This window comes from Niveispirillum irakense DSM 11586, from assembly GCF_000429645.1.
In the GTDB taxonomy this organism is placed as follows: domain Bacteria; phylum Pseudomonadota; class Alphaproteobacteria; order Azospirillales; family Azospirillaceae; genus Niveispirillum; species Niveispirillum irakense.
Window position 1 is genome coordinate 71,087 of record NZ_AUCG01000020.1, and the last position, 13,646, is coordinate 84,732.

Annotated in this window: 10 protein-coding genes; 8 read left to right on the forward strand and 2 right to left on the reverse strand. The window is 64.2% G+C overall.

Going from position 1 to position 13,646, the window contains the following annotated elements:
- The first annotated feature begins 195 nt into the window (after positions 1-195).
- From rocD to G473_RS0107585, 3 genes are all read left to right on the forward strand, one after another.
- Positions 196-1,419, forward strand: coding sequence for an ornithine--oxo-acid transaminase (gene rocD / locus G473_RS0107575; protein WP_029012608.1), 1,224 nt, complete (start codon positions 196-198; stop codon positions 1,417-1,419).
- A 38-nt stretch (positions 1,420-1,457) separates the two neighbouring features.
- Complete coding sequence (locus tag G473_RS25650) at positions 1,458-2,417, forward strand: arginase family protein (protein ID WP_051329996.1); 960 nt, start codon at positions 1,458-1,460, stop codon at positions 2,415-2,417.
- A gap of 73 nt (positions 2,418-2,490) precedes the next feature.
- On the forward strand, positions 2,491-2,982 hold the full coding sequence (locus G473_RS0107585) for an Lrp/AsnC family transcriptional regulator (protein ID WP_029012609.1): 492 nt from the start codon (positions 2,491-2,493) through the stop codon (positions 2,980-2,982).
- A gap of 22 nt (positions 2,983-3,004) precedes the next feature.
- Here the strand turns inward: G473_RS0107585 and G473_RS29085 are convergent, their stop codons facing one another.
- Entirely contained in the window at positions 3,005-6,832 is a 3,828-nt protein-coding gene (locus tag G473_RS29085; RefSeq protein WP_051329997.1) for a response regulator, read from the reverse strand.
- Between the two features lie 202 nt (positions 6,833-7,034).
- Positions 7,035-8,738: a GGDEF domain-containing protein gene (locus G473_RS25660; RefSeq protein WP_051329998.1), complete on the reverse strand. Its 1,704-nt coding sequence runs from the start codon at positions 8,736-8,738 to the stop codon at positions 7,035-7,037.
- 211 nt (positions 8,739-8,949) lie between these two features.
- On the opposite strand from G473_RS25660, the gene G473_RS0107600 reads away from it, so the two are divergent.
- From G473_RS0107600 to G473_RS0107620, 5 genes are read left to right on the forward strand one after another with little or no spacing between them, the layout of a single operon-like run.
- Complete coding sequence (locus G473_RS0107600; RefSeq protein WP_029012610.1) at positions 8,950-9,582, forward strand: PepSY-associated TM helix domain-containing protein; 633 nt, start codon at positions 8,950-8,952, stop codon at positions 9,580-9,582.
- Between the two features lie 28 nt (positions 9,583-9,610).
- Positions 9,611-10,123, forward strand: coding sequence for a DUF2271 domain-containing protein (locus tag G473_RS0107605; RefSeq protein WP_029012611.1), 513 nt, complete (start codon positions 9,611-9,613; stop codon positions 10,121-10,123).
- Positions 10,124-10,181: 58 nt separating this feature from the next.
- Complete coding sequence (locus G473_RS0107610) at positions 10,182-10,997, forward strand: DUF4198 domain-containing protein (protein WP_029012612.1); 816 nt, start codon at positions 10,182-10,184, stop codon at positions 10,995-10,997.
- A gap of 20 nt (positions 10,998-11,017) precedes the next feature.
- The gene (locus tag G473_RS0107615; RefSeq protein ID WP_029012613.1) at positions 11,018-12,043 is read left to right on the forward strand and encodes an FAD:protein FMN transferase; all 1,026 of its coding nucleotides are present in this window, start codon (positions 11,018-11,020) and stop codon (positions 12,041-12,043) included.
- On the forward strand, positions 12,040-13,572 hold the full coding sequence (locus G473_RS0107620; protein ID WP_051329999.1) for a diflavin oxidoreductase: 1,533 nt from the start codon (positions 12,040-12,042) through the stop codon (positions 13,570-13,572). The genes G473_RS0107615 and G473_RS0107620 overlap by 4 nt, the downstream gene beginning before the upstream one ends.
- Positions 13,573-13,646 lie beyond the last annotated feature (74 nt).

The window sequence follows — 13,646 nt, forward strand, 5'->3', positions numbered from 1 at the left end:
GTTTGCGTTCCCATTCACCCCTGTCTATGTGCCAGATTTCATGGGTCCACCGCATCGGCTGATGCGGGGGTGCAAGACTGCCTGTTCCTGTCGCATCCCCTATTAAGATCAGCCGTTTCGGCTGCAGGTCCCCGCCATCCTTGAGAGAGGCAAGCCGCCCCAAAGCGCGGTGGAAATCTTAGGGAGACGCACGTTATGGACATGCAGATGAACCTTTCCGCCGAAGCCATTTCCGTTGAACAGCGCTGGTGCGCCCATAATTACAAGCCGCTGCCGGTCGTGATCGACCGTGCCGAGGGCGTCTGGATGTGGGACGTGGAGGGCACGCGCTATCTGGATATGATGAGCGCCTATTCCGCCGTCAATCTGGGGCACGGCCATCCCCGCATCCTGCGCGCCATGATCGAGCAGGCGAGCCGGGTGGCTGTCATCTCCCGCGCCTTTCATAGCGAGAAGCTGGGGCCGTTCCTGCGGCGCCTGTGCGCCTTGTCCGGCCTGGATGGCGCCTGCCCGATGAATACGGGTGCCGAGGCGGTGGAAACCGCCATCAAGGCCGCCCGCCGCTGGGGTTACAAGGTGAAGGGCATCCCGGCCGATCAGGCGGAAATCCTGGTCGCGGAGGGCAATTTCCATGGCCGCACCTCCACGATTGTCGGCTTCTCCAGCGAGGCGGCCTATCGCGACGGGTTTGGCCCCTTTGCTCCCGGCTTCCGCATCATCCCCTATGGTGACGCCGATGCAATGGAGGCGGCCATTGGCCCCAACACGGCGGCCATCCTGGTGGAACCGATCCAGGGTGAGGCCGGTATCGTTGTGCCGCCGGAGGGCTATCTGCGCCGCCTGCGCGAGATTTGCGACCGGCGCAACGTGCTGCTGATCCTGGATGAGATCCAGTCCGGTCTGGGCCGCACCGGTAAATGGTTTGCCTTCCAGCATGAAGGGATCGTCCCGGACGGGCTGTGCCTGGGCAAGGCCCTGGGTGGCGGTGTGATGCCGGTATCAGCCTTTGTGGCGCGGCAGGATTTGATCGACATGTTCGTGCCCGGCAATCATGGCAGCACATTTGGCGGCAATCCGCTGGCCGCCGCCGTGGGGCTGGAGGCGCTGGAAACGCTGGACGAGGAAGGTCTGGTGGCCCGATCGGCGGAACTGGGCGACCATATGATGCGTCGCCTGTCCGCCATCGACAGCCCCGCCATCCGGGCTGTGCGCGGTCGTGGCCTGTGGGTGGGGGTGGAGATTGATCCCGCTTTCGCCACGGCGCGTGCCGTCTGCGAGGCGCTGATGCAGCGCGGCGTGCTGTCCAAAGAGACGCATGACACGGTAATCCGCTTCGCCCCGCCGCTGGTGATCAGCCGGGAAGAACTGGACTGGGCCATCGACCGGTTCGCCGAAACCCTGGCCGCCATGCGCGCCTGATCCATTCCGCTGGCTGACAAGGCGAGGGGAGGGTGACGATGATGCGTAAAGGTGCCAACTGGTACGGGGTTGTGGGTGCGCCCACGGATGTGGGCCATGTCGGCTGCGGCGCGGCAGCCGGCCCTGCCGGGCTGCGGGCCGCTGGCCTGATGCGGCGGCTGGGTCAGGTGGGGCTGGTGGCCGACATGGGCGATGTTGCCGGCCCCGCCTATGATGGGGCGGTGGACGTTTCCGGCTGTCGCAGTGTGGCGGAGACGGCTTCCTGGTGCGGCGCCGTCCGCGACCGGGTGGGGCGCGTGCTGGCCGCTGGGGGCTTTCCCATCATGATGGGGGGTGATCACAGTCTGGCGCTCGGTTCCATCGCTGCCGCCTCGGCCCATGCCAGGGCGCAGGGCAGGGCCTTTCATGTCCTGTGGTTTGATGCGCATCCGGATTTCAACACGCCGGAAACATCGCCATCGGGCAATACGCATGGGCTGCCTGCGGCGACGGCCTGCGGCCTTGGCCATCCTTTGATGCTGTCGGTCGGGGCCTTCACCCCCCTGCTGCTGCCAGCACATCTGGAACAGTTCGGCATCCGCGATGTCGATCCGGGGGAGCGGGCGAACCTGCGGGCCGCCAGTGTCCGCTTTCACGAGATGCCGGCGGTTCGCGCCCAGGGGCTGCCGGCACTGGTGGGGGCCGCCTTGGCCCGGATCGCGGCGGCCGGGGGTGGGCATGTCCATGTCAGTTTTGACCTGGATGTGCTGGACCCGGCCGTGGCGCCAGGGGTGGGCACACCGGTGCCGGGCGGGCTTGATCTGCCTTCTGCGGAAATAGCGATGCGCATGCTGGGGGCGTCCGGCCTGATCGGCTCCCTTGATCTGGTGGAGTTCGCCGCCGGGCATGACCGGGAAGGGCGTACGGCCAGCGCGGCGGAGCGGCTGCTCACCGGGTTCATCGCCGCCCGCAACGGCAGGCGTGATCCGGCGATGGCGCCCCTGGACCGGGTGGCGTGAGGACCGTGACAAGCGGTCGGCGGGGCTGCTATTTTCGGCAGCCTTGCTCCCGCCCTTCCGGAAGGCACCCCGCATGAGTACCGCCCGACGACGGCTCGACCAGATCGATCTGCGTATCCTGGACGTGCTGCAGCAGGATGGGCGCATCACCAACCAGGCTCTCTCGGAACGGGTGGGCCTGTCGCCGCGCCCCTGCCTGGACCGGGTGCGGCGGCTGGAGCGGGAAGGGATGATCCGGCGCTATCAGGCGATCCTGGACCTTCGCCGCCTGCAATCCTGCATCACCGTGCTAACCCAGATCGCCATGGAACGGCATGCGCGGGAAAGCCGCCACCTGTTTGAGCGGCGACTGGCAGCCACGCCGGAAGTGGTGGAATGCTTTGAGGTCAGCGGGGAGTTCGATTACATCGCCAAACTGATCTGCCCCGATGTCGACGCCTATCAGGCGCTGACCCAGGGCTGGATGGATGATACTGAACTGGGGGTGGTGCGGGTAACCAGCAATATCGTGCTGCGTCCGGTGCGCGATATGGCACCGCCGCCCTTATTCGGATTGCCGGACTGAAAGCAGGTGACGGGTTCTGGCGTCAGATCCCTTCACCTGCCCTATGGCCCGCGGCCAATGCCTCTTCCACCCCTGCCTGAAGGCTGGTGGGGGTGAAGGGCTTGGCGATGTAATGATCCATGCCGGCGGCCATCAGGCTGGGCCAAGTCCTGTCCCGACTTTCCGCTGTCACTGCGATGATCGGGATGGAGGAGGCCGGGGCAGGAAGCGCACGGATGCGGCGCGTGGCTTCCCGCCCATCCATTTCCGGCATCTGCACATCCATCAATATGGCGTCGAACTGGGTTTGCTGCACGGCGTCGATCGCCTCTTGGCCGGACTGTGCCAGGGTGACCCGGTATTTCATGCGCGTCAGCAGGTTGGACAACAGCATCAGGTTTATATCGCTGTCATCGACCAGCAGCAGATGCGTATCCGCCGTTGCCGTCGGTGCGGCAGGCGGGGGAACGTCGGTGGCGGCAGGGCTGGGCGCCGCAGGGGGAGGGGCCACCGGTTCCTGACGGTTCAGGTGGGTTTTGACTGCATCCAGCATCAAGGACAGGCTGTCCAGGAAGGGCAGGGCAGCCTGCTGCCAATCTGGTCGGCCCAGCCGCACGCTTTCCTCCAGCGAGCGGGCGGTTGCCCCCAGATTGGCAGCGCCGATACTGGCGGCCGTGCCGGCCAGTCCGTGCAGCACTGGCAGGGCCGCCGTTCCGTCCCGTCCCTCTATCGCCTGCCGTAAAAGCGGCAGATCCGTTGCCTGTTGCTGCACAAAGGCCCGCAGCAAACGGTGCAGCAAAGTGGGTTCGCCATGGCAGCGGCGCAAGGCCTCTGCAATATCAAGCAGGGGGGCCAGATCGGTAAAATCCCCGGTCTCGCTGGCACTGGCCGATCCTGCATCGGCAGGGGGAGGGAGGGCTTCATCGCTCGCTTCTGCCGCGCGATGGGGGAGCCAGTTCAACAAGGCGGTTGCCAGTTCCTCAATCACCACCGGCTTATTGACATGTCCGTCCATCCCAGCGGCACGGCAGCGCTGGCGGTCGCTCTGCAGGGCATGGGCGGTCATGGCCAGGATGGGCAGGTGCGGTCGTTCGGGGTGATGGGCGGCATCGGCGCGGATGGTACGGGTGGCTTCATACCCATCCATCACGGGCATCTGCACATCCATCAGCACCAGATCATAGGCTTTCTCCTCCACCATCTGCACGGCCTTGCGGCCATCCGTGGCAAGATCCACCTTCATGCCCCAGCGGGTCAGCAGGTCCATCGCCACCTGCTGGTTCAGGATATTATCCTCCACCAGCAGGATTTCCGCCCCGGCGACGGGCAGCAGCATACGGACCGGATCGCAAGGTGTCAGGGGCTTCGCGCCGCTTGGTGTGGTGAAGGCCTGGCGCAGCGCCTCGCGCAGGGCGGCGGGCGTGACAGGCTTTGCCAGCACCTGGCGGACGGGGGTATCCGTCGTCAGGCTGGCCAGTTCATCCACATCATAGGCGGTGACCATCAGCACCGGTGGCGGCGGCAGGGCGGCAGCGACAAGGGCGCGGCACAGTTCCAGCCCATCCATGCCGGGCATGCGCCAATCGGCCACGATCAGGTCAAAACCATGCCCCGTTTCCTCGGCGCGTTTCAGACTTGCCAGTGCCTCGCCGGCGCTGGCCACGCCCTCCACGCTCATGCCGTGATGGCTTAGCATCGCGCTCAACACTTCGATGGAGAGGGGGCTGTCATCCACCAGCAGGGCGCGTTTACCGGCCAGATCCACCTCGTCGCGCCACATTTCCCCCGGCTGGGCGGGGCGCCAGTGCAGGGGGATGGCGATGCGGAAACGGCTGCCGACGCCGGGCTGGCTGTTCACGCTGATAGTGCCGCCCATCATCTCCATCAATTGCCGGCTGATTGCCAGTCCCAGCCCGGTGCCACCATAGCGGCGGGTGGTCGAGCTGTCCGCCTGGGTGAAGGTGGCGAACAGGCGGCTTTGTTCCTCCGCCGTCATACCGATGCCGGTATCCTCCACCACGGCGACAAGGCGCAGCGTTTCCGCGTCCATCGTCTCCTGCGTCACCGTCACGGTGACGCGACCCTGATGGGTGAATTTTACGGCGTTGCCGATCAGGTTGTTCAGCACCTGGGACAGGCGCAGCGGGTCCCCGATCAGCATGCGCGGAATGCCATCCGGCCGGTGCAGGGTAAAATGCAGACCTTTGCGCCGGGCCTCGTCAGAATGGATGGCAGCCACCCCATCAAGCATTTCGTCCAGCAGGAAATCCACCTGCTCAATGGCGACCCGTCCCGCTTCGATCTTGGACAGGTCCAGCACGCTGTTGATGATGCCCAGCAGGGATTTGCCAGCTTCCTCGATCTTGGTCAGATAATCATGGGCTTTGGGTGGCAGGTCGGTGCGCAGGGCCAGATAGCTCATCCCGATGACCGCATTCATCGGGGTGCGGATTTCGTGGCTCATATTGGCCAGGAATTCGGATTTGGCCCGGCTGGCCGCCTCTGCGGCCAGTTTGGCATCGCCCAATTCATCCGCCAGACGCTTCTGTTCCGATTCCCGTCTCCTCTGGGCGGTGACGTCGGTATAGGCGGTCACGAAGCCGCCCCCTGGCATCGGATTGGCTGTTGCCTCCAGCACCGTGCCGTTGGGGCGGGTCTGCTCGAAATGGTGACGCCCGCCCGCGGTGATGAGCTGCAGGCGTTCCTGGATCAAACTGTCCAGATTTTCCACCGACCCATAATGCCCGTGTTTTGCCTTCCATCGCATCAGTTCCACCATTGTGGCCCCGATATGGCAGATGCCGGGGGGCAGGCCGTGCATCACCTCTACCCGGTGATTATAAGCGATGACCCGCTGATTGGCGTCGAAAGCGACGATGCCCTGATCCACCGATTCCAGGACGGTGGTCAGCATCGCCTCGCGGCGGCGTGCCTCCTCCCGCGCTTCCTCCAGCACGGTCACATCCTGGAAGGTGCGGATGCGCTGGCGGGAGCCTGCAATGCTGAAAGGGGCGACATCCTCACGAATCCAGCGGATGCTGCCATCAGCCAATTCGATATTGTAGAGTCGATTGTCTGTTGCAAAGGAAGACTGGCTGTCACCACGCCCCCTCGCGCGCTGGGTGACAAGGGCCCGCAACGTCGCCATGTCCATGGCCTGTACGGGATCAAGGTCAAAAAGGGCGGCTAGATTATCTGAAACATCATAGGGACGTTCGCTATCATCTTCCATCCACCATGCCAGGCTGGCGACATGCTGTGCGGTGGTCAGTCTTTCTTCCCCACGGCGCAGACTGCGGAAACCATGCCAGTTGCCCCGTAGAAACAGGGCCTGCCCCAGGGTCATCAACAGGACCAGAAGCGTGGTGCCCACCCATTGCGGGTCATTGAAATCCATACTGACAATGATGGCAGCGCCCATCATGGGCATGGCATAGCCGATACACGCCTGTGGGATCACCGAAAGCGCGGCGTTTGCCCCAACCGCCAGGAAGGCGACCCCACCCAGCAACAGCGCCTTTACGGATAAGGGGGCATGGGGCAGGTACAACAGCATCAGGCCCGCCATGTAGCAGCCCATGACGGTTGAGGAGACGATGATACGGCGGATACGACGACGTGAAACTGTGCGTGGTGGACGCCGCTTCATTGCCCGGAACAGGCTAAGGCAGGCCGGGCTTAATAAAAGCGGTATGCCCAAGACCAGCGGTGCCAGTTCCAGGGCTGTGAAATGATCGCGCAGCACCAGGGCGCCAATCCAGGCTCCCAGCAGATTGCCCAAAATGATCATGGGCAACTGGCGGACGAAGGCAGCGGATTGTGCCCCGCGGACCTTTTCATCATCCTGAATAAGATACCAGGGGTTCAACACCGGCGGCGGCTTTCATCAGAGATGTGACATGCCGACCTGCATACCGCCGGCTGTTCGCATCGAAGCTATTTCATATCATGTTGCGGGCGAGGACAATCTAATCGCCACCGTATCCTTTTGGATATGAATGGTTTCACAGAACGGACATGATGAACGAAGAGCGGATTATCTGTTGCTGTGTCTGGGAAACCTGAGCGCCGAGTTAGGAGATGCCGGGCGTTTTTTGCGGACCCCTGCGACCAGGGGAATTTGCAAGATCGGAAGGCACCGGGAAGGCGGTGCCGCGCAGGCTTTGCACAAAGCCCAACCGCCGCCGTTTGGCCAGATACATAGCCGTATCCGCCAATCCCAGCGCCGTTTCAAAATCCTCTGCCTCTTCTGGCCAGAGGGTGACACCGATGCTGCAATTTATATGGATGACATGTCCATCGATCACCATCGGTTCCGCAATGGCGGCATTGACCCGACGGGCCATTTCCACCGCGCGCTGCCGCAGGTCCGTGTCACCGATCACCAGGATCATGAATTCGTCCCCGCCGATACGGGCAGGGAAATCGGTTCCTGGCAGACAGGAGAGTATCCTGTGACCGATGATCCCCAGTAATTTGTCCCCGACCTGATGACCGTAAAGGTCGTTGACCTGTTTAAACCCATCCATATCGATGGCAAGGATGGCAAAGGGTGAGCCATTTTCGGCCAGTACCGTCAGGGTTCGGTCCAGATGCAGCCGGTTGGGCAGGCCGCTGACCGTGTCGTGATAGGCCAGCCCCTCAAGCCGCGCCAAGGCACGGTCCTTACGGGTCAACGTATCGGTAAGGGCCCGTAGGGATTGGCTGAGAGCGCGGACTTCAGCAATCGCGGAGCGTTCGGGAAAGCGCATGCCGATCCGCCCGATACGGATCTGTTCGGCAGTATGCGCGATCTCGGCCAGCGGCGCGGTGATCTGTCGGGCCAGCAGCCAGCCAGCGACGCTGAACAAAGCGGCCATGGACACGCCCAGCATCAATAGGTGTTGCATCAGGTCGGTCGCGGGCGCCCGTGCCACGGCCAGCGGCTGGCGCGTCAGAATGGTCCAGCCCAAACCGGCGAATGGCCCTTGCTCTTTAGAGCGGGCATAACCTGTCAAATAGTGTTTTCCATCTGGCCAGCTTTCCACCAGCCAACCACTGGCCGCTTGGCGGGGTTGGTTGAGCACATCCAGTGACAGCCTCTTGCCTAGCATTTCCGGTCCCAGCAGCACCTCCCCGTTCTGGGACAAGATGAAGGTGTCAACCTGATTGCGGTGATGCGCTGGTTCCATGACCGAGCGCTCCACCTGCCGTGCCCAGGCCCAACTGAAATGGGCTGCCAGCACCCCCCGGAATTCGCCGGCCACATCGTGCAGTGGCACCGCGACATCAACGAATCGCAACGGCTCGACAGGAGAGGGGGGGAGCAAACTGGCAAGCAGGATCGCCTCATGCACATCCCCGACAAACAGGCCCTTGGATCCGTTCCGGAAAACGGGGCGGGCAGAGATGTCCATACCCACCAGAAGGCCATTGCTGGCGGATATCACGACCCCGGCCGGGTCGATTACCCCGATCCATGCCGTGTTGGGAAAAGCGGCGGTGAAGCTGTTGACCGCATTGTCCAGCTTGTGGGCTTGGGTGCTGTCGCGGGCGGCTTGATCAGGTAATGGGATCAGGTGGGACAGAACCTGGACCTCGCTGACCCGCATCGCCATGTCGCGGGCCAGCTTGTCGGCAAGCTGGAAGGACAGTTCCCCCAGGGCCTGCCCCGCCTCTTCCTCCAGGGTAAGGCTGGCGCGCCACCAGACGGTCCCGCCCAGCAAAACCGAGAGGGAGATAACCAGCGTCGCACACAGAAGCGCCACGCGTGACCGCAGGTTGTTGCTGATAGGCATCCGGTTTCTGGAGGCAGGGAACTGACCTGCCAAGCTTACGGAGATCGCCGTTCCAATGAATGGCAAACATGCTGACCTGAAGGCCAGGATCATACCTGCGTAGGACGCAGGCGACAGGCCCTATGTTTTATATTGAGAGTCACTCTCATTCATGCTCTTTTCCCGCAAGAGATTGATAGGCGGTCGCAAAAGAATGCATAAACCGGTGGCGATGAAAGGGGCCCTTGACCAGACGCGCCGGGCGTTCTGGCTGAAGCAGTTGCACCAGTGGCATTGGGTCAGTTCCGCCCTGTGCCTGATTGGCATGCTGCTGTTTGCGGTCACGGGCATCACCTTGAACCATGCCGCCCAGATCGAATCCAAACCCCAGGTAACCGAACGCCGGGAGAACCTCCCGGCCCCCCTGCAGGCAGCCCTGGCCGGGATTGATCCTGACGCCCGTCCGGCCCCACCGGTGCCCGATGCCCTGGCCGACTGGCTGAAGGGCGAAATGGGGATCACCGCTGCCGGCCGGGTGCCGGAATGGTCGGGCGATGAGCTTTACATCTCCCTGCCCCGACCGGGCGGGGATGGCTGGGTCAGCATCGATCGCAGCACCGGCGAGGTGCTGCATGAGGTGACCGACCGTGGCTGGGTTTCCTATTTCAACGACCTGCACAAGGGTCGCAATACCGGGACGGCCTGGTCCTGGTTCATCGATATTTTCGCCGTCGCCTGTCTGGTCTTCTGCCTGACCGGGCTTTTCCTGCTGCAGATGCACGCGCGCAACCGCCCCACCACTTGGCCGATGGTCGGGCTGGGGCTGGTCGCGCCCTTGCTGCTGATGATCCTGCTGATCCACTGACACCATGAATGAAGGGCAAGGGATAGAGATGCGCACGCTGCTTTCCGTTACGCTGACGGGTCTTGCCGCCACCCCCGCCTTGGCGGGCGAAATGGCGGTGACGGTGGAAATCCCCCGTCTGGACGTGGCCGAATACCACCGCCCCTATGTCGCCGTGTGGGTGGAGGGGGCCGATCAGAGCGTCGCTGCCAACCTGACCGTCCGCTACGACGTGAAGATGCGCGACAATGAAGGGACGAAATGGCTGAAGGACATGCGCCAATGGTGGCGCCGGTCCGGTCGCGACCAGACCTTCCCCATGGATGGCGTGTCCGGCCCCACCCTGCCGGTGGGCGAGCATAGCCTGAGCTTCGATACGGCCAAGGGGCCGCTGGCCAGCCTGAAGCCCGGTTCCTATGCGCTGGTGGTGGAAGCCGCCCGCGAGGTGGGTGGGCGCGAATTGCTGAAAATCCCCTTCGAATGGCCGGTGAAGCAATCCTTCGACCAGTCGGTCAAGGGGGAGAACGAGCTGGGCAAGATCGCCCTTGCCATCAAGCCCTGAAGCTTTTGCCGCTGCCCTGACCCCACCTGTTCATCTCGCCCGACAGAAGAGGCATGACATGAAATCGCTGCTCGCCCGCACCACTGTTGCCCTGGCGCTTGCTGCCGGCCTGACCCTGCCCGCCGCCGCCCACCGCACCTGGATGCTGCCATCCGCCACCGTGCTGTCTGGCCAGGACCCCTGGATCACGGTCGATGCGGCCGTCTCCAACGACCTGTTCTATTTCGAGCATGTGCCCCTGCGCCTGGACGGGCTGCAGGTCTTCACGCCCACAGGCGCTGAAGGCAAGGCAGAGAATCAGGCCACGGGCAAGTACCGCTCTACCTTCGATGTGCATCTGGACCAGCCGGGTACCTACAAGATCGCCATGGCCGGCGGCGGCATCATGGCGTTCTGGGAAGAGAACGGGCAGCGCAAGCGCTGGCGCGGCACGGCGGAGAATTTCGCCAAGGAAGTGCCGGCCAATGCGGAAAAGCTGCAGGTGACGGAAAATTCCCGCCGGATGGAGATTTTCGCCACCGCCGGCAAGCCGACCGACACGGTGCTGAAGCCGACGGGCAAGGGGCTGGAACTGGTGCCGGTGACCCACCCCAACGACCTGTTCGCGGGTGAGGCTGCCACCTTCCAGTTTGTGCTGGATGGCAAGCCCGCCGCCAATCTGGACGTGTCCGTCATCCCCGGCGGTATCCGCTACCGCAATGATCTGGGGGAGATGAAGCTGAAGACCGACAAGGACGGCAAGCTGTCAGTCACCTGGCCGCAGCCGGGCATGTACTGGATGGAAGCTGAGGTGGAAGACACCAACACCTCCATCAAGCAGGCCGCCAAGCGCCGCGCCAGCTATAACACCACGCTGGAAGTGCTGGCCCAGTAAAGCCCCTGACGTAACCGCCCATGTTGCGCCTTCTGATCCCCGTGGACCCGCCAGAGGCGGCGTTGCCGCCCGTCGGCACGCCGACCCTGGCGCTGCGCGGGGAGACGATGGGCACCTATTGGGCGGTGAAACTGGTGAGTGCCGCAGGACCAGACCCCTTGGTCCTGCGGCGGGAACTGGTGGCGCTGCTGGATGGCATCATCGCGGAGATGAGCAATTGGGCGCCTGATTCCGTGTTGAGCCAGTTCAATGCCGCCCCGGCAGGCACCTGGCATCCCTTGCCTGATGACCTGTTCACGGTGATCGCGGCGGCCCTGGATGTGGCAGCGGCCAGTGACGGTGCCTATGACCCCACCATCGGCCCGCTGGTTGATCTGTGGGGCTTTGGCCCCGCCGGCCCGCGGGGGGCGTCCGGCCTGCCGACGGCGGCGGAAATCGCCGCCGTTAAAGCGCGCTGTGGCTGGCAGCTTCTGGACCTGAACCGCGAAGCCCGGCTTTTGTACCAGCCGGGGGGCCTGCATATCGACCTGTCCGCCATCGCCAAGGGTTTTGCCGTCGATAAGCTGTCCCGCCATCTGACGGCGCGCGGCATCACCAGCCATCTGGTGGATATTGGCGGGGAGTTGCGCGGCTGGGGCATCCGGCCGGATGCCACGCCCTGGTGGGTGGGGCTGGAAAGGGCGGTGGGCCGCGCCGGTCTTGCCGGGGGCCTGGAGACGCGGGTGGCCCTGCATGGGCTGTCCATCGCGACCAGTGGCGACAGTCGCCGCTTTTTGACCGGTACCGATGGTGCCCGCCTGTCCCACACGATTGACCCGCGCACGGGCTGGCCGGTGCCGGACCGGCTGGCCGCTGTCACGGTGCTGGATGCGGATTGCATGATGGCCGATGTCTGGGCCACGGCCCTGGGCGTGCTGGGGCCGGAAGCAGGGTTTGAAAAGGCCGCCGCTGAGGGGCTGGCCGCCCTGTTCCTGCTGCGCGATGGCGATGGGATTGCCGAGCGCATGACGCCGGCCCTGGCCGCGATGCTGGATGAAGAAGCATGAGTTGGGAATTGCTGCTGACGAGCCTGCCGGCGGGCCTGACCCGACCGGTGGCCGTCGGGCTGGTGCTGCTGGCCTATGGAGGCCTGTGCGGCTGGACATGGTGGCGCCATCGCCGCCGCCGCGCGCTTGTGCCGGCCGCCGCCACGGGCACCCTGGTCGCCTATGCCAGCCAGACCGGCTTTGCCGAGATGCTGGCCGAACGGACAGCCGATGCCCTGCGCGCCGCCGGCCAGCCCGCCTGGGTGGCACCGCTGGGCCGGCTGGAGGGGGCGATGCTTGCCGATGCAGGGCGCGTCCTGTTCATCCTGTCCACGACGGGGGAAGGGGATGCGCCGGACATGGCGGCGCCTTTCGTCTCCCGCACCATGGCGGGCACGGCTCCGCTTGCCGGGCTTGAATATGGCATCCTGGCCCTGGGTGACCGGGAATATCGCCAGTTCTGTGCCTTTGGCCATGCCGTGGATACATGGTTGCGCCATCAGGGCGCGCGACCTTTGTTTGATCTGGTGCAAGTGGATAATGGTGATGCCGGTGCCCTGCGCCATTGGCAGCACCATCTGTCCCATCTGACCGGTGACAGCGCCATGGCGGATTGGGCGAAGCCCGATTACGTCCCCTGGATGTTGCGCCATCGGCATTTACTGAATGAGGGCAGCCCCGGCGCGCCCGTCTATCATCTGGCGCTCGATCCGCCGGACGGCAATGCGGTGTGGCAGGCCGGCGATGTGGCGGAAATTGGCCCCGGCAACGATCCGGCGCATGTGGCCGCCTTGCTGGCGGTGCTGGGGCTGGACGGGGCCTTCCATGTGACGGTGGGCGACCGGACCCAGCCTCTGGCTGACTGGCTGCGCACCGCGCACTTACCGGCTGATCCGGCCTTATGGCAAGGGCTTGCCCCCGCCGATCTTTGCGCCGGGCTGGAGCCGTTGCCGCACCGGGAATATTCCATCGCCTCCATTCCCGCCGATGGGCGGCTGGAACTGGTGGTCCGGCAGATGCGCGGTCCCGACGGGCGGCTGGGCCTGGGCTCTGGCTGGCTGACCCGGCATGCAGCACTTGATGGCCCGGTGCTGCTGCGTCTACGCCGTAATGCCGGCTTCCATCCGCCTGACACCGACCGGCCGATGATCCTGATCGGCAATGGCACCGGCATTGCCGGCCTGCGGGCGCAGTTGAAGGCGCGCGCGATGGCGGGTCATGGCCGCAACTGGTTGCTGTTCGGGGAACGGACCCGCCAGTATGACAGCCTGTTCGCCGATGAACTGGCGGCATGGCAAGCCGCAAACCATCTGACCCGGCTGGACCTTGCCTTCTCCCGCGATCAGGCACAGCAGGTCTATGTGCAGGATCTGCTGGCCGTTGCCGCGCAGGCGGTGCGGGATTGGGTGGCGGACGGGGCCGCCATTTATGTCTGCGGCAGCCTGGAAGGGATGGCCGGCGGCGTGGATGCCGTACTGCGTGTGATCCTGGGGGATGCGACGCTGGAGCAGATGGCCGCAGAGCGGCTTTACTGCCGGGATGTCTACTGAGCAGATAAAGCGCTTGCAATTAATAATGATTATTAATATCTAGCCCTGCAGGAGGAGGCGGTGTCCGTCTCCCG

Bases quoted from the DNA above. Each gene is read 5' to 3' on its own strand.
- rocD (WP_029012608.1), top strand. From the start codon at position 196: ATGGACATGCAGATGAACCTTTCCGCCGAAGCCATTTCCGTTGAACAG.
- G473_RS25650 (WP_051329996.1), top strand. From the start codon at position 1,458: ATGATGCGTAAAGGTGCCAACTGGTACGGGGTTGTGGGTGCGCCCACG.
- G473_RS0107585 (WP_029012609.1), top strand. From the start codon at position 2,491: ATGAGTACCGCCCGACGACGGCTCGACCAGATCGATCTGCGTATCCTG.
- G473_RS25660 (WP_051329998.1), bottom strand. From the start codon at position 8,738: ATGCCTATCAGCAACAACCTGCGGTCACGCGTGGCGCTTCTGTGTGCG.
- G473_RS0107600 (WP_029012610.1), top strand. From the start codon at position 8,950: ATGAAAGGGGCCCTTGACCAGACGCGCCGGGCGTTCTGGCTGAAGCAG.
- G473_RS0107605 (WP_029012611.1), top strand. From the start codon at position 9,611: ATGCGCACGCTGCTTTCCGTTACGCTGACGGGTCTTGCCGCCACCCCC.
- G473_RS0107610 (WP_029012612.1), top strand. From the start codon at position 10,182: ATGAAATCGCTGCTCGCCCGCACCACTGTTGCCCTGGCGCTTGCTGCC.
- G473_RS0107615 (WP_029012613.1), top strand. From the start codon at position 11,018: ATGTTGCGCCTTCTGATCCCCGTGGACCCGCCAGAGGCGGCGTTGCCG.
- G473_RS0107620 (WP_051329999.1), top strand. From the start codon at position 12,040: ATGAGTTGGGAATTGCTGCTGACGAGCCTGCCGGCGGGCCTGACCCGA.